Source organism: uncultured Streptococcus sp., assembly GCF_963516575.1.
Lineage (GTDB): Bacteria > Bacillota > Bacilli > Lactobacillales > Streptococcaceae > Streptococcus.
This window is the reverse complement of the sequence record NZ_CAUQCP010000028.1, coordinates 14,041-30,252: the sequence shown is the minus strand read 5'-3', so window position 1 is coordinate 30,252 and position 16,212 is coordinate 14,041. Positions and strand designations below refer to the sequence as shown.

The following is a 16,212-nucleotide window of genomic DNA, read 5'->3' as shown; positions in this document are numbered from 1 at the left end:
CACGGAGGGATTCCCCTTTAAACTCTAAATCTCCTTCATATTGTCTATCTAAACCACTGATGATGTTTAGTAGACTGGTTTTGCCACAGCCTGACGGCCCGTAAATCGCTGTAATTTTACCTTTTGCAATCTGCAGGTTTATATTCTTTAAAGCCTGTTCTTGATGTTTACCGTCCAAAGTGTAAAACTTTGAAATATTTTTAATGGATAAAATGGACATTCTTATCTCCTTTAATTACTTTTGACAACATATGTCGATATAAACTACAATAAATAACACTGATATAAACTATATTTAACAATATCAAGCCCCATAAACCAAATAGTTTAATTTGATTGAATAATAAGCAAACCATAACTGGTACGAAGCGAATAATGTACAACGTTATCCTTGTATTTATAGGAATTGAAAAAGCATCTAATTCTTTCGCATCTTTAAACTCATATCGTTTAAAAATCAAGACCTCTATAAATTGTATACTTTGGCACAGTAAATAGGCAAACACCATCCCTAATAAGAATATCGATATTTGTAATATACTATACTGAACATACCATAAAAAGATAGGAATAGGCACTGCTGGTAATACCCAACCAAAAAGCTCCCAAGATACTATTTAACCAAACTGTATTTTCTCTGTAATATGTTTCGGTTTGATGGCTAAATAAAAAGGTATTGTTATCTAATTAAATCACTCAAAACATTGATTAATTCTTCTTTTTGGACAGAAGTCAATCTCTTCTTGCTGGCATCATGATCATCTACTGTTCCCACATGAACTTTTACATTTGCATTTTTATCAATAGCTACTACAAAAGGAACGGATAAACCATCCTCACCTGTGTACTGCTTATAAAATTTTTCTAGAATCCCATTTTGTCTATTTGTATAGTTTTTATCTCTTACATTAACAACGAATGCCGTCTTTTTATGTTCTGATAAAACTTCATTAAAAACTGGCAATAACTCTACACACCACGGACAAGTGGGGAAACCAAAATAATAAATCCCTTCTTTTTTCCTAACTAACTTGTGTATAATTTGTTCAGAATCTTCATGCACAAATACCGGTAATCGATCGTTATATGTATTTGCTTGAGTAACTGAGTTTGAAAAATAATAACCAATTACAAACAGTGCGACTATCGAAAACACTCCCAGTAAATATTTAAGTTTCAATTCTTTTTCCTCTTTTCTTTTTTATCATCTGCATAAGAGATAGGAAAATAACCTCTCCATCACCTGTAATTGGTATCAAGTTAAATAGATTTAAAAGACAAGTAATTTTTAAAATAATTGTATATATATTTAATTCTATAAAAAATCCTATAAAGACTAAAAACAACGGGGAAATAATCGATATAAGCAGATTATCCAAAGGTTGATATCTATTTTCATAATATACTTGAAATTTTAATGGTGGCAAAAAAGTTAGTTTCGGACTATATCTCAATAAATGCGCGATGAAAATATGGAGTAACTCGTGTAATATCAATCCACCTAAAATAGAAAATATATATAATACTCCTAATGTCAAAATCATTTTGTCCCTCTTTTAAATGTATAAATTATAGCAGATACAAAGATAGAGTATATAGCAAATGTAACAACTATCTGAGGAGTTAGTCCAAATGTAGTAGAAATTTCATGAGCAGTGACATGATTATCAATTGAAATCCCAAGCAAGGTCGTCACACTTTGAGAACTTTCTCCCCCAATAGAAAATAATTTTACCAAGGTCTCGATAACCAACAAAAACAAATAAGTAACAACTGTAACACTAAAATATTTACTATAATTTTTCATTTCTAACCTTTCTAACAATCATAAAATGGAGAACTATTAGTGAAAACAATACTAATAATTCCATTCCTAGCATATTTGAAAACACACCAAATGCAACAAATAAACTCATTAACAATAAAACCGATGTAAATTCATTCAGACTACCATACGATTTAGGAAATAGATATCCTAGTAATAAACTCGCAACTGAAAAGCTCATCCCTTTTAACAGAGAATGAATCGTAATAATACTTAATAACCACATCAAGACACTTGGAAGTGACAATAACATAATTAAACAGAATTGATAGAACCAATCCATCTTATAGCTAATTCTTATCAGATCAAACTGTTTGCGGAATAAAGCAGTTACATCCGCAAAATGCAGTAGTAGAATACCAGCAAATGGTAACAACGATCCTCCCACGATTATTCCTATATTTATTCCGCTTTGAATCGTGACAATAGTGCATATTGTAAAAAATAGCAATAAAATCCCAATATTTTGCTTATTTCGAAAAATCGTCTTTTCCACAACTGGCATTCTTATATATCTCCGAGATATAAAAATGTTCTCTTTCGTAGGATATGAATATATGATTAAACTAAACATACAAAATAAACAGATTGCTACACTAAATGATATTATGATATATGATGATAAATTAGTAACGTTGTTGGCTAAAGTACTTTCAAATTCATATCTAAAATGGAAAAAATAGTATAGCGTCGATAACAGTAAAATAAAATAATGTATAGAGAAAACAACAGATACTAAGCTTTTTCTTACAAACCAAGTTATTTTAAATATTCGAGTACAGCACTCAAGTAGGATAACTGTAATCAAAAATGTTAAAAATTGTGTTATGGAAAATAGTATCCCCTCGAAAAAGCTATCTGTGATTAGTTTAATAGTAGGTACAGCAATAACTGAAACCAATCCATAAATAGTCAACATTACAATAATTTTAAACAGCACATACGCTCTATACACCACAATATTTTGATGAGGCAATGCTTTGACAAAAAATAGTGACGATTTATCTAAACTTACAGTAGTCTCTACAAAAACAAAACTGACGATAGCTAATGTAATTGTATTACTGAAATAACTAAAAAACGTTATCGCCTGCCCCTTATGCAACAAACTATTATCAACTGCTGACAAATTTGATGAAATGTGATTTAGCTCACTCATATTATACATAAAGTAAGCAAAATAAAGAGAAAAAAATATAGCAAAGAAAATAGTTTTTCTAATTTTCGAAGAGAAAAAAGGGCGATTTAATATTCCTTTTAGTGCGCTATTAATAAAAAATTCAACCAGAAACAAAACTTGTTTTAATCCATTGGATTTTATCATAAACACTCTCCATTAATGAAATTTTCTTTACTAAATCTTCAGCAGTCCCTGAAAATAGAGATAATTTACCATTTCTCATCAAATATATATTATCTGAAAATTTTTCAACAACTAACTTATTATGTGACACCAATACAATACTTGACTTCTTTGATATAACTTTTAACAATTCCGTCAGCAGTAACTCCGTTTCAAAATCCAACCCGCTAAAAACCTCATCACATAATATATATTCAGCATTTGATAAAAGAGCTGCAATAATCTGAATTTTTTTCTTCATACCAAATGAGTAACTTTCAATTAACTGATTTTGTGCTGATTCTAACCCAAATAAATCAATAAAATCAGGTATTAACAATCGATTAGAATGAACATATCTTGATAAAATAAAATGTAAGTACTCTATACCTGTCATAAACTCAGGAAGATAAAAGTCAGAAGGAATATAGAATAACTTTGATTTATAGTTATCGCTACTATAAGAAAAACTATCGACAAAAATCTCTCCCGAATCCATTGACTTCATCCCTACTATACAATCCATCAATGTTGTCTTACCACTTCCGTTGACCCCAACAATAACAGTCACTCCTTTTTCAGGGAAAGATATTGTTACGTCATTCAGCACTATCCGATTTTTATACTTCTTACTCAGGTTCTTTATTTCAATCATTTCTAACCTCGTTAATTAAAAGCTACTTCTATCTATCTTTTACAGTTAAAAGTTACATGGACTAAATCAGGAATACCAATTTTGATACCACCAACAAACGTTCCTCCGACCCATGTACAGTAAACAGCATATCCAATCGCACCGATAACTGAAATCAATACAACAACAGCCCAAATCCATTTTACTGTTACAGTTGTAGCATATTTATTTTCTAAAAACGAAATATAACTATTAAGCATTTTTTCTTCTCCTTTTCTTCAAACCTATTTTAATTTTCTAAAAAAATCAAAATCTCTAAATGTTCTATTACTCTCCAACGTCATATCAAGTCCTACACTTACTTCTTGAACCAGAATAAGTGCATTTTTTTCTATTCCAATTATGGGATAGATTTTTAATCTTTTAGACTTTATTGTAATCAAATCCAATAAATAGCCGTTAACTCTTATTTCTACTTGAATAAGATTTGATAGTGTTTGTCGAATGAGCAGTACATCTCCAACTTCTGACATACCAGTCAATAAAACATTGTTTATTCTTTCAAATTCTAGCACGCTTCTCACCTTCATAAAAATAGCAACAATTGTCTATTTCCACCAAAGCAAAGTTCCTAAAAGTGAAAAAAACTGAACCATCTTTAACTACCTCCCTTGTTATAAATGAAGTTAATGATAAATTACATTATTCAATAACTTTTCCAGTAAGCAAAAATTTAGTAAGCTTCTTGCTTACATATTGGATTATATCAGTTTATAAAAAATTCTCCAATGACAGAAATGTCACTACTTTATTTAAACTGGTAAAATTAGAGAAAAAAGCTATCTAAACTAATCTTCAAAAATATTACATTTCTCAAAATATAATATAAATTAGACTAGACAAAAAATTAATTCAAAGCTAACATTTAAAACGTCTTTCCATAATAAAAGGCATAATATCAAAGTTTTTGTATAACTGATATTATGCCTTTTATTGTGAAAACATTTACTTCATTTGCTCCTGAAATCAAGTTTTTCTCAGAATCTTTTATTATCCTCAGTCCATTCCTTATCTAAACTAACGATTAACTGCTCATTACCAAACATCCTCGCCATCATTTTTGCTTCTTCATACTTTTGTTTTGCTGTATCATAATCAGTCTGAATATAATATTTCCATTCGACCATAAGTACAATCGGTTGCTTTTGAAAATCTCGTGTTTTTTCAGAAATCCAATTCAGTTTTTCCACAGCTAACTTAAATAACTCTAAATCATTCAATAATTCACAACTGCCTAGCCCTGCAAATAACACATCACGAACAAGAAATAAATCGTCTGTACCGCTATTTTCTACGTTATTACACACTTTTTGAAACATTAATTGAAGTTTCTGCTGTTCGCTACTAGATAACTGTCCTTTTTTTATATTTTCTAAATAACTACATAAAAAATACAATCTAATTTTTAAAAGATCTGAAAAGGAAAACTCTCTTTGATTCCATAGTTCCTCAAAAGATTCATCTAAAAGCGCTATTCCATACTGTTCATTATCCGTCGCTCTCACCTCATCTATTGCCTGAAGGCAATCCACTATCATCTTCTCATCACGTGGCAAATCATCATAAAAATTCTCAAAAATCTCATCGAAATATTCTTCCTTTTGTTCCTGCAACTCCTTGTCTCCATAGTCAGGATGATGAAAAAGAAAGTATTTTAATTCTTGGTAACGCTTCGGTAATTCCTTATAATCTGGCATCAAGACGTAGGACGGAATTTCTAATCTATCTGCAATATATTCTAGTGTTTTTATCGTCGGGCGAAATTCTCCTTTTTCTATCCGCACCAGCTGACGGACTGATAATTCAGACTCATCCCCGCAAAAAACTGGACGACTAAGTCCTTTCTCCTCTCTAAGGATTCGTACCTTCTCTCCTAATTCATTCACTTCTCTTTACCTCTAGGATCATTCCAAAAACTTTGATAACCAAACAAACATATGCATTTATTATAACATTTTATCAAAAAATGTACAAAAAGCGACATTTCCCCAATGACAGAAATGTCACCCCTATAAAGCATTTAACAATACCTTTCTAAGTCTTCGCTCCATTCATTATCTAAACTAACGACTAACTTCTCATTGCCAAACATCCTTGCCATCATTTTTGCTTCTTCATACTTTTGTTTGGCTGTATCATAATCCATCTGAATATAATATTTCCATTCGACCATAAGTACAATCGGTTGCTTTTGGAAATCTCGTGTTTTCTGCCCTATTTTATTTAAGGTCTCAACTGCTCTCTTAAAATAATGAAACAGCCCCATAATCTCTATACAAGTTAAAGAAGCTAACAAGGAGTCTCTAAGTAAGTCCAAACAATCGAACTCTATCTTATCAACCTGAGAACTTAGTTTGTCATGAAAACAAAGAATGGTTTCATGCTCAGATTCTTTTATCTCACCCATATTTAAACCATCCATTAACTGACAGTTGAAATACAGTCTCAGTTTCAACAAGTCCTCGGCTTTATATACATCTCTGGATAGTAAGTCTTGAAGACCGTCCTCAATCACACCACTTCCGTATAAGGAATTACTAGTCGCTCTCACTTCATCTATGGCTTGAAGACAATCCACTAGCACTTTCTCATCACGTGGCAAATCATCATAAAAATTCTCAAAAATCTCATCGAAATATTCTTCCTTTTGTTCCTGCAACTCCTTGTCTCCATAGTCAGGATGATGAAAAAGAAAGTATTTTAATTCTTGGTAACGCTTCGGTAATTCCTTATAATCTGGCATCAAGACGTAGGACGGAATTTCTAATCTATCTGCAATATATTCTAGTGTTTTTATCGTCGGGCGAAATTCTCCTTTTTCGATTCTCACCAACTGACGCACTGATAATTCAGACTCATCCCCACAAAAAACTGGGCGACTAAGCCCTTTCTCCTCTCTTAAAAGTCGCACTTTATCCCCTAACTCATTTATCTTGTTCATTTGCCCCTCGCATGATTATAAAAGATTTGATTTTCAAACAAATATATGCGATGATTATACCATTTTTCAAATAGAATTACAAAAAAGAGACAGGAAATTCCTGCCTCTAGGCTGATAACAATTATTTACGACGTCCAGGTCTTTCTTTGTAACCATAGTAAGCATCTTCGATGATTTCTTGCATGTGGTCAACCATTGGAAGACGTGGGTTAGCTGGTGAACATTGATCTTCATAAGCAAGGAAGGCCAATTCACGAGAATGTTCTTTCCATTCTTTTTCATCGATTCCTTGTGCTTTGAAGTTCATTTGGATACCTACGCGCTCACCAAGTTCGTAGACAGCTTTTGCGTAAGATTCCACACCTTCTTCTGGAGTAGAAGCTGGAAGTCCAAGCATGCGTGCGATATCTTGGTATTTTTCATCTGCACGGTAGTAGTTGTACTTAGGCCATGTTGCTGTCTTAGCTGGACGTGTACCGTTATAACGGATAACGTATGGAAGCAAGATTGCATTAGTACGACCGTGGATTGTGTGGAATTGCGCACCAATCTTATGGGCCATTGAGTGAGAAATACCTAGGAAGGCATTAGCAAAGGCCATACCAGCAATTGTTGAAGCGTTGTGCATTTTCTCACGTGAATGGAAGTCTGCATTCTTAACCGAGCTTTCAAGGTTTTCGAATACAAGCTTGATGGCTTGAAGTGCCAAACCGTCAGTGTAGTCGCTAGCCATTTGTGATACGTAAGCTTCAGTCGCGTGAGTCAATACGTCCATACCAGTGTCCGCAGCAACAAATCCAGGAACTGTCAATACCAAGGCAGGGTCTACGATTGCCACAGTTGGTGTCAATGAGTAGTCAGCAATTGGGTATTTACGATTGTTTGCTTTATCAGAGATAACGGCAAATGGTGTTACTTCAGATCCTGTACCAGATGTGGTTGGGATTGCGATGAATTTAGTCTTCTTACCAAGCAATGGGAACTTGAAGGCACGTTTACGGATATCCATGAATTTTTGAACAAGGTCACGGAAGTCCACTTCTGGTTGCTCGTAGAAGAGCCACATTACTTTAGCAGCATCCATTGGTGAACCACCACCAAGAGCGATGATTGTATCTGGTTTGAAGGCACGCATAATCTCAGTACCACGGTTTACAGTTGTGATATCTGGATCTGGTTCTACATCAGCAAAGATTTGGTAAACAACCTTATTGCGACGAAGATCAAGTTGTTCGATGATACGATCAAGGAAACCAAGCTCTACCATGGCATGGTCAGTAACGATCATGACACGTTCAACGTCACGACATTTTTGAAGGTATTGAATTGAATCACGTTCAAAGTATGTTTTTGAAGGAAGTTTCATCCATTGCATGTTATTTCTCCGTCTTCCGACTTTTTTGATATTCAAGAGGTTAATGGCACTAACGTTATCCCCAACTGAGTTGCGTCCGTAAGAACCACATCCGAGTGTCAATGATGGCAAGAAGGCATTGTAAACGTCCCCGATACCACCGAAAGTAGAAGGTGAGTTACAGATAACACGAATAGCTTTAACAGCTTTACCAAATTCTTTAGTCAATTCTTCGTCAGCTGTGTGGATAGCTGCTGAGTGTCCAAGACCGTTAAATTCAACCATTTGACGAGCCTTAGTAATACCATCTTCACGGCTTTCAGATTTCAAAACTGCGATAATTGGTGACAATTTTTCACGAGTCAATGGCTCATTTTCACCAACTTCTTTACATTCTGCAGCAAGAATGTTTGTTCCTTCTGGAACTGTAAATCCTGCTTGTTCTGCAATCCAAGTTGCTGGTTTACCAACGATGTCAGCGTTCAATTTTGCACCAGCACAGTTTTTGCTGTTTGCTTTCACGCCGAAGCAGAATTCTTCAAGAAGAGCTTTTTCTTTTTTGTTTACAAAGTAAGTGTGGTAAGATTTGAACTCTGCTACAAATTCATCGTAAATTTCTTTATCAATGATAACTGCTTGTTCAGATGCACAGACCATACCATTATCAAATGATTTAGACATGACGATATCATGTGCTGCTTGACGAATGTTTGCTGATTTTTCAACATAAGCTGGAACGTTTCCTGCACCTACCCCAAGAGCTGGTTTACCACATGAGTAAGCCGCCTTAACCATGGCATTACCACCAGTTGCAAGGATTGTTGCAATGCCTTCGTGGTTCATCAATGCACTAGTTGCTTCCATAGATGGTTCAGTAATCCATTGCACACAGTTTTCAGGAGCACCAGCTGCGATAGCTGCATCGCGGACGATACGTGCTGCATGAGCAGATGATTCTTGTGCTGATGGGTGGAAGGCAAAAACGATTGGATTACGTGTCTTCAATGAAATCAATGATTTAAAGATTGCTGTTGATGTTGGGTTTGTTGTAGGAGTAATACCACAAACAACACCAACTGGTTCAGCGATGAGAGTCAATCCTGTCACATCGTCTTCTTCGATAACGCCAACTGTTTTAGTGTGACGCATGTTGTTTACCACGTGTTCACAAGCAAACAAGTTCTTAGTCGCTTTATCTTCAAATACACCACGTCCTGTTTCTTCAAAGGCATGTAAAGCCAATTCTCCGTGGGCATCCAAAGCTGCTACTGACGCTTTGGCTACAATATAGTCGACTTGCTCTTGATCCAACTTACGCATTTCTTCAAGGGCAACGAGAGCTTTTTGCACCAAACCATCGACATGCTTTTCAGCAACGAGTTTCTTTTCCTCTGGGGTCACAGTTTTTTTATCAGCCATATTTTCCTCCATAGCTTTCAAGGATCAAATCCTTTGTTAATTTTTTCACAAGTTTATTATAACGCATTATTTATGTTTTGTAAACAGTTTCATAAACATTTCACAAAGAATTTTTAGTTGTTTGTGAAATGTTTCTCATTATCTTTACTTATCAAGTCTTTTCTTCATAGTTTGTGAAATTTATTTCAAATATTTTTTTATTTCACAAACTTGGTTGTAAGAGGAGGTGGAAAGGAAAGGATTTACAGGTAAACGCTTACTTTGGAGTTCTAACAATACCTCCTTTGATAAGGAGGCTTTATTTTTGTTGAAAAACGCCTTGTTTAAAAGTCCCTTCATAAACGACTTCTTGTTCTGTTGTTAGTTTTCCTTTTCCTTCAGCCTGGCCATTTACAAAATCACCTTCGTAGGTCCAGCCTTCTTTAGATTGAAAGGTACCTTTTCCGTTGAAGGATCCGTTGTTGAAACCACCTGTATATTGGTCCCCATTTTGGAAGGTAATGGTGCCTTGGCCATTCATTTTACCACGGACAAGACTGCCGTCATAAACAATCGTTCCATTATCCAGTTTTAAGACACCTTTTCCAGGAATATTTAGAAAAAAGACAAGTACAGCACAGAAAACAATGGTAACTACTGCTAAAAGCTCTAAACGTGGACGAGTCAGATAGACACGATACTTGTCGTAAAAATTCTTAAGATTTTCCACCTTCACTCTCCTTTTCTAAACGTTCTAACCAAGCTTGACACCCCTCTTGAACACGCTGATAGGTCTCCTCAAAATTCCCTGTATACCAAGGATCTGGGACACTTTCAGATGCGAATGAGTAAATCTTATCTTGCAATCCTCCTGGACACATCTGACGTAAGTCAGAAACATTTGAAGCATCCATGCCGATAATATAATCAAAGTCTTCAAAATCTTTCTTACTAATCTGAAGCGATGTCTTGTTCTTGTCATAAGGAATCTCATATTGTCGAAAAATCCCTTGAGTACCCTTATGAATCGGATTACCATGTTCCCAAGAGGACGTCGCTCGACTTTGGATTTCGTAATTAACTGTCATTGATTTCATAACAAACTCGGCCATAGGGCTACGGCAAATATTTCCCAAACAGACAAAGACTAGTTTTTTCATCCCATTTCCTTTCTTTTATAGAAAAACGGGAGTTCGTAATCCCGTCTTATTTTTCAATTGCGCCTTCTAGTGAAGCAGTTTCTTTCAGCGGTAATACGGTCTTGATAGCAGCTAGTTCAAAAGTCAAGTAAACTCCATCTACATCAAGAACAATTGTTTTCTTTTCCGTATCTACTTCATCGACCGTTCCGTAAAGTCCACCGATTGTAATAACTTCATAGCCTTTTTGTAGTTTATTCAAGCTTTCCATACGTTTTTGCGCTTGTTTCTTTTGAGAGCGTTGCGTAAAGAACATCAAACCCACCATAAGGACTAGCATGATTAAAAATGTATAATTTGGATTCATTAGTTTCTCCTTTGTCTTTTACATAGGACTACTATATCAAATTTCAGCTACTTTTACAAGATTGTACCTTGCTTTTCTAGCAAGAAAAAATCAGAGCTTGCGCCCTGATTTTTAGGATTATTTCAAGTTTTGAACGACTTTTACAAGATTTTCTACAGTAAAGCCATATTCTGCCAATACTTTTGGTGCTGGAGCAGAAGCTCCAAAGGTATCAATACCAAGAACGGCACCATCTAGTCCAACATATTTGTACCAGTTTTGAGTTGCACCCATTTCGACTGCAACACGACGGCGAACTGCATTTGGAAGGATTTCTTCCTTGTAAGCTGCATCTTGTTTATCAAAGACATCTGTAGATGGCATGCTGACTACGCGGACTTTTGCGCCTTGACTAGCCAATTCTTTGGCAGCTGAGACAGCAAGATTGACCTCTGAACCTGTCGCAATCAAGATAGTATCAAAGTCTGCTGCATTTTCATAGACAACATAGGCACCTTTTGCAACCTTGCCAAAGTCTGTTCCCTCTTCGACAGTCAAGTTTTGACGGGTCAAGACAAGGGCTGCTGGTGTTTTCTCACTTGTCACTGCAAGGTACCAAGCTGCTTGCGTTTCACGCGCATCTGCTGGACGGAAAACATTTAGATTTGGCATAGCACGAAGTCCTGCTAAATGCTCAACCGGTTCGTGGGTTGGACCGTCTTCCCCGACTGCGATTGAATCGTGCGTAAAGACATAAGTCACAGGAAGTCCTTGTAAGGCTGACAAGCGAACAGCTGCCTTCACATAGTCAGAGAAGACGAAGAAAGTACCACCGTATACACGAAGTCCACCATGAAGAGCCATCCCGTTCAAAATCGTTCCCATGGCAAATTCACGAACACCAAACTGAATGTTACGGTTCAAGCGATTGGCATCGTCTTGAAGTCCGTCAGTCTTGATATAAGTCATGTTTGAGTGAGCTAGATCAGCTGATCCACCTAAGAAGGTTGGTAACTTAGCTGCCACAACGTTCAAAGCATCCTGACTCGAGTTACGAGTTGCTTGAGAGAAGCCGTTTTCTAAGATTGGGAAGTCTGCTGGAGTCACTTCAACTGGATCACGTCCATCGATGATGGCTTCTACTTCTGCTGCCAGTTCTGGATGAGCCTCTTTATAGTCAGCAACTAATTTTGTCCAAGTTTGATAAGCTGATGCGCCACGGTCTGCAACATGTTCTTTGAAATCAGCATATACTTGTTCTGGGATTTCAAATGGTTCGTAGTCCCAACCGAGGGCTTGACGAGTTGCTGCAGTTTCATCTGCTCCAAGAGGGGCACCGTGTACAGCATTAGTTCCTTGTTTGTTTGGAGAACCGTATCCAATAACCGTCTTCACTTCAATCAAAGATGGTTTGCCTGAAGCTTTAGCTGTTTCGATAGCAGCATGGATTGCTTCTAAATCTGTTCCATCTTCAACCAAGGCAGTATGCCAACCATAGGCATTGTAACGGTCACGAACACTTTCTGTAAAGGAATCCTTTGTCTCACCATCCAAGTTGATGTCATTTGAATCATAAAGAACAACCAACTTATCTAGTTTTTGCAAACCTGCGTATGAAGCCGCCTCACTTGAAACACCTTCCATCAAGTCTCCGTCTCCACAGATAACGTAAGTATAGTGGTCAAAGATATTGTAGCCTTCGCGGTTATATTTGGCTGCCAAGAAACGTTCTGCTTGCGCAAAACCAGTAGCAGTTGAAATCCCTTGCCCTAGAGGACCTGTCGTAGCATCAATCCCTGCTGTATGGCCAAATTCTGGGTGACCAGGTGTTTTTGAACCCCATTGACGGAAGCTCTTAATCTCATCCATGCTGACATCTTCAAAACCAGAAAGGTGAAGAAGGGCATAAAGGAGCATTGAACCATGGCCTGCTGAAAGAATAAAGCGGTCGCGGTTAATCCAGTTTGGTTGAGCTGGATTGATACGAAGTTGTTTTGTAAAGAGGCTGTAAGCCATCGGAGCTGCTCCCATGACCACACCTGGGTGACCTGAGTTGGCTTTGTTGATAGCGTCAATACCTAGGAAACGAATTGCATTAACAGATAGATTTGACATAGAATTTCCTTTCTATTTGAGGTGATTAGTGAATCACACATTCTATTTTACTATTATATGAAAAAATACATAGAATAGCAATTAAACAATTCGACGCTATATAAGTCATCTATTTTCTATTCTCTGGTCGCCTGATAGTAGGGAAGTAAGCGTTCATAAGCATCTTCTAATTTTTCTAAAATCACTTCTAATGATTGATTTTCTATAAAAGAAACATCTGCTTTAACTAACACTTTTCGGATTTCTTGACTTCCTACCTTCTCGACTAAGACCTGACGATTTTCTTCGTTTGCCTCCCACCGTTGACTTTGACCATCAGAGTAGACTAGATAATAAACACCTTCAACAGTTGGAATTTCTAAAACTTTAGCCTGCTTGCCTAGAGTTTGCTCATCCTTCTTACGCTCAATGAAACTGACTTCTAGTGAGACTCCAAAATCAGAAGGACTTCCATATAAACGTAAGGCCATCATAGGTTCTGTTACTTGTCCGTCTCTCTGTAGATAAACCCAAAAATGTGGTCGCAAACGCTGGGCCTGATTCATCCACTGACTAATTTGTTGGAGTTGCCATTCTGGATGATTTGCCTGAAAGGCTTTAGCCAATTCTGTAAAAGCCTTTCGAGTCTCTTGGCCTTTGTGGCGGAATGCCAGCATCTTCTCTCGCTCTGCTCCCGCTTTATCAGGATTACGGTACTGTAAACCAGCAAAGTTCAGATAGTCTCTTATCTTATTCAACATTAGTTTAATCTCCTCTAGCTAGCAAAAAATCAGGGTAAACCTGATTTTACTTATTCTGTATCTACAACAACATAGCGATTTGGCTCATCACCCTCAGAGTAACTCGTCACGCCATCCATACGTGAAATAATGCGATGGATAATCTTGCGTTCGCTATTTGACATTGGATCTGTTTGTCGGCTGCGACCTTCTTCTAAAACACGAGTCGCCAATTTTTGCGCATAGGTCTGCAAGACTTCTGCACGATGTTCAACATAATCATTGACATTAATAGTAATGTAGAAGGTTCTTGAATAGCGGTTATAAAGATAATTTTGAGCCAACAGTTGCAAGGCCTTCAAGACTTTACCATGGTAACCGATAATACGACCTGGCTCATTGGTATCAATTTGTAGATTGATACTACGACGGTTGTAATCATTTGAAATCGTCGCCTCAACGTCCATATCATCAATAATCGTTTGAACATAAGTCGTTACTTCCATAGCTACTTGTTCAATATCAAAGCTCGGTTCCACCTTTAAGCCCAAATCTTCTAATTCTTGACTTTCAGTTTGTTCAGTTTGACTCTCAACAGTGGGAATTTCTACTTCTTCGAGACCAGCTTCTTCAAGCTGTAATTCATTTAAAATCTCAATATGCCCAGTTTCTTCTAAGATGGTGCTGGCATGTTTTTCATTTTTCAATATTTCAGCCTTGACTTCATCAGAAACCCCTTGGCCTTCTTCTTCAATCTTTTTAATTGCTTCTACAACATGCCCCAAATCAACGGTCGCTTCACTGACTGTTTTAACTGGTTCATTTTGTTCATTAATTTCTTTAGGAACACCCTTTACCGCCTGCTGATTTGCTTTAATGACAGTTGTTTCACTGATAGCTTCAATGTCAACCTGAGCTGGTTTTTTACCAAATAAACCAAGAAAGCCATTTTTTTCACGAGAAATGACTTTGATGTGAGCCTTCAATCTTGGGATATCTAATTCTTTCAATCCTTTCTGGATTGCTTCTTCAACAGTTGAACCTGTAAATACTACCATTACCAGATTCCTCCTTATTATTTCGTTTTCTGAGCCTTTTTCTTGGCTTTTCTTTTTCTATTTTCCAAATCTTTCTGTGCCTGTACTACAGCCTCGCGTTCTGCAATAATCTTGAATGGATTGTTCAAGAAATAGGTTTGCAAGACTTGATAGGCATTGGACACTGCCCAGTAGAGCGCTACTCCACTCGGAGCATAGACCCCAAAGACAAAGATTAAGACTGGAATCCCATACATCATCGCAGTCGTAGCGCCATTACGTTCAGCCAAGGCTTTATTGGACAGCCAAGTACTTAAAAAGGTGAATACTGCTGCTAAAATCGGAAGAACAAGGGTTGTATCCACACCACCAAGGTTAATCCATAAGAAATGACCTGTCTTTAAAAAGTCAACTCTTGATAGAGCTTGGAACAAGGCCAAAATAACCGGCATCTGAATCAAAATCGGCCAAAGAGAATCTGAATGTCTGACACCCATTTCTTTAAAGACTTTACGCATTTCCTGCTCTAGCTTGGTTCTGCTTTCCATATCTCTGCCTGGATATTGTTCTCGTAGCGCCTTAATGCGTGGTTGAGCTTCCTGTATTTTTCTAGAAGCCACTATTTGCACCTGAAAGACTGGCAAAAGCAGTGTACGAATCAAGACCGTAAAGAGAATAATCCCCACTCCGATACTGATATCAAACGATAAAAAGCGAATGATTTCCGCAAAGAAGTAAACAAATTTACTCCAAAAATCAGCCGAATCGGCTGTAATATCGCTAGTTGTCCCATTTGTTGCACAGGCTGTCATGATCAATAGAGACAGTCCTAGCAAACTAGTCAACTGTAGTTTCTTTTTCACTCCCATTTCCTTCCTGGTAAATCTTTGATAACTTTAATACGTGGAGTAGATTTTTCTCCATCTCTGCGTATCCCAAGGTTTCAACCCCTTTTCGAGCAATGACAACAAAATCAACATTTTCTTCCAGACTCCCTTTTACATTCTGGATAATATGTCGGATTCGTCGCTTGATTTGATTTCTAGTGACTGCATTCCCCAGCTTTTTGCTAACTGATAGACCTACTCGAAAATGTTTTTTTTGGTTGTCTAATTGGTAGATAACAAATTTGCGATTGGCAAAACTTGTCCCCTCCTTGAAAATTGCCTTAAAATCTTTCTCTCTTTTTACACGAAAGTTTTTCTTCAAAACTCAACTCCATCTATTAAATTACTACTATTATACCATATTTTTCAAAAAAGCCAATCATAGCAAGGTTTGGACAGTTCTACCAATATTCTC

General features: G+C 36.7%; 19 protein-coding genes. All 19 read right to left on the bottom strand.

Translation table 11 applies throughout. The annotated features are described in order from the left end of the window. Positions 1–220 (bottom strand): ATP-binding cassette domain-containing protein (locus RWM06_RS06170; protein WP_313970489.1); only part of this gene is annotated, 220 nt, incomplete at its 3' end. 459 nt (positions 221–679) lie between these two features. After that, positions 680–1,180, bottom strand: a complete 501-nt coding sequence (locus RWM06_RS06165) for a transporter (RefSeq protein ID WP_313970488.1) — start codon at positions 1,178–1,180, stop codon at positions 680–682. Then, positions 1,170–1,544: a metalloprotease family protein gene (locus RWM06_RS06160; protein ID WP_050235542.1), complete on the bottom strand. Its 375-nt coding sequence runs from the start codon at positions 1,542–1,544 to the stop codon at positions 1,170–1,172. The genes RWM06_RS06165 and RWM06_RS06160 overlap by 11 nt, the downstream gene beginning before the upstream one ends. Beyond that, a complete protein-coding gene (locus RWM06_RS06155) occupies positions 1,541–1,807 on the bottom strand; it encodes a hypothetical protein (protein ID WP_050235541.1) in 267 nt (88 codons plus the stop codon). Before RWM06_RS06155 ends, RWM06_RS06160 begins: the two co-directional genes overlap by 4 nt. Next, entirely contained in the window at positions 1,794–3,149 is a 1,356-nt protein-coding gene (locus RWM06_RS06150) for a hypothetical protein (RefSeq protein WP_313970487.1), read from the bottom strand. Before RWM06_RS06150 ends, RWM06_RS06155 begins: the two co-directional genes overlap by 14 nt. After that, positions 3,106–3,822: an ATP-binding cassette domain-containing protein gene (locus RWM06_RS06145; protein WP_050235539.1), complete on the bottom strand. Its 717-nt coding sequence runs from the start codon at positions 3,820–3,822 to the stop codon at positions 3,106–3,108. Before RWM06_RS06145 ends, RWM06_RS06150 begins: the two co-directional genes overlap by 44 nt. Positions 3,823–3,854: 32 nt before the next feature. Further along, complete coding sequence (locus RWM06_RS06140) at positions 3,855–4,061, bottom strand: hypothetical protein (protein WP_050246678.1); 207 nt, start codon at positions 4,059–4,061, stop codon at positions 3,855–3,857. A gap of 24 nt (positions 4,062–4,085) precedes the next feature. Beyond that, positions 4,086–4,376 carry a hypothetical protein gene (locus RWM06_RS06135; protein WP_313970486.1) on the bottom strand — a complete coding sequence of 97 codons (291 nt, stop codon included), beginning with the start codon at positions 4,374–4,376 and terminating at the stop codon, positions 4,086–4,088. 462 nt (positions 4,377–4,838) lie between these two features. Beyond that, a complete protein-coding gene (locus tag RWM06_RS06130; RefSeq protein WP_313970485.1) occupies positions 4,839–5,747 on the bottom strand; it encodes an XRE family transcriptional regulator in 909 nt (302 codons plus the stop codon). 134 nt (positions 5,748–5,881) lie between these two features. After that, positions 5,882–6,802 carry an XRE family transcriptional regulator gene (locus tag RWM06_RS06125; protein ID WP_313970484.1) on the bottom strand — a complete coding sequence of 307 codons (921 nt, stop codon included), beginning with the start codon at positions 6,800–6,802 and terminating at the stop codon, positions 5,882–5,884. Positions 6,803–6,923: 121 nt separating this feature from the next. Beyond that, positions 6,924–9,575, bottom strand: a complete 2,652-nt coding sequence (gene adhE, locus RWM06_RS06120) for a bifunctional acetaldehyde-CoA/alcohol dehydrogenase (protein WP_313970483.1) — start codon at positions 9,573–9,575, stop codon at positions 6,924–6,926. Positions 9,576–9,873: 298 nt separating this feature from the next. Beyond that, complete coding sequence (locus RWM06_RS06115; protein WP_313970482.1) at positions 9,874–10,284, bottom strand: MORN repeat-containing protein; 411 nt, start codon at positions 10,282–10,284, stop codon at positions 9,874–9,876. Then, the gene (locus RWM06_RS06110) at positions 10,271–10,714 is read right to left on the bottom strand and encodes a low molecular weight protein-tyrosine-phosphatase (protein ID WP_313970481.1); all 444 of its coding nucleotides are present in this window, start codon (positions 10,712–10,714) and stop codon (positions 10,271–10,273) included. The genes RWM06_RS06115 and RWM06_RS06110 overlap by 14 nt, the downstream gene beginning before the upstream one ends. A 46-nt stretch (positions 10,715–10,760) precedes the next feature. Beyond that, the gene (gene yajC, locus RWM06_RS06105) at positions 10,761–11,060 is read right to left on the bottom strand and encodes a preprotein translocase subunit YajC (RefSeq protein ID WP_313970480.1); all 300 of its coding nucleotides are present in this window, start codon (positions 11,058–11,060) and stop codon (positions 10,761–10,763) included. Positions 11,061–11,177: 117 nt separating this feature from the next. Further along, positions 11,178–13,154 carry a transketolase gene (gene tkt, locus RWM06_RS06100; protein WP_313970479.1) on the bottom strand — a complete coding sequence of 659 codons (1,977 nt, stop codon included), beginning with the start codon at positions 13,152–13,154 and terminating at the stop codon, positions 11,178–11,180. 116 nt (positions 13,155–13,270) lie between these two features. Next, on the bottom strand, positions 13,271–13,894 hold the full coding sequence (locus RWM06_RS06095) for an HI_0552 family protein (RefSeq protein ID WP_313970478.1): 624 nt from the start codon (positions 13,892–13,894) through the stop codon (positions 13,271–13,273). A 50-nt stretch (positions 13,895–13,944) separates the two neighbouring features. Then, on the bottom strand, positions 13,945–14,931 hold the full coding sequence (gene jag / locus RWM06_RS06090; RefSeq protein WP_313970477.1) for an RNA-binding cell elongation regulator Jag/EloR: 987 nt from the start codon (positions 14,929–14,931) through the stop codon (positions 13,945–13,947). 17 nt (positions 14,932–14,948) lie between these two features. Further along, positions 14,949–15,773, bottom strand: a complete 825-nt coding sequence (locus RWM06_RS06085; RefSeq protein ID WP_313970476.1) for a membrane protein insertase YidC — start codon at positions 15,771–15,773, stop codon at positions 14,949–14,951. Beyond that, on the bottom strand, positions 15,748–16,119 hold the full coding sequence (rnpA, locus tag RWM06_RS06080) for a ribonuclease P protein component (RefSeq protein ID WP_313970475.1): 372 nt from the start codon (positions 16,117–16,119) through the stop codon (positions 15,748–15,750). Before rnpA ends, RWM06_RS06085 begins: the two co-directional genes overlap by 26 nt. Between the last annotated feature and the right edge of the window lie 93 nt (positions 16,120–16,212).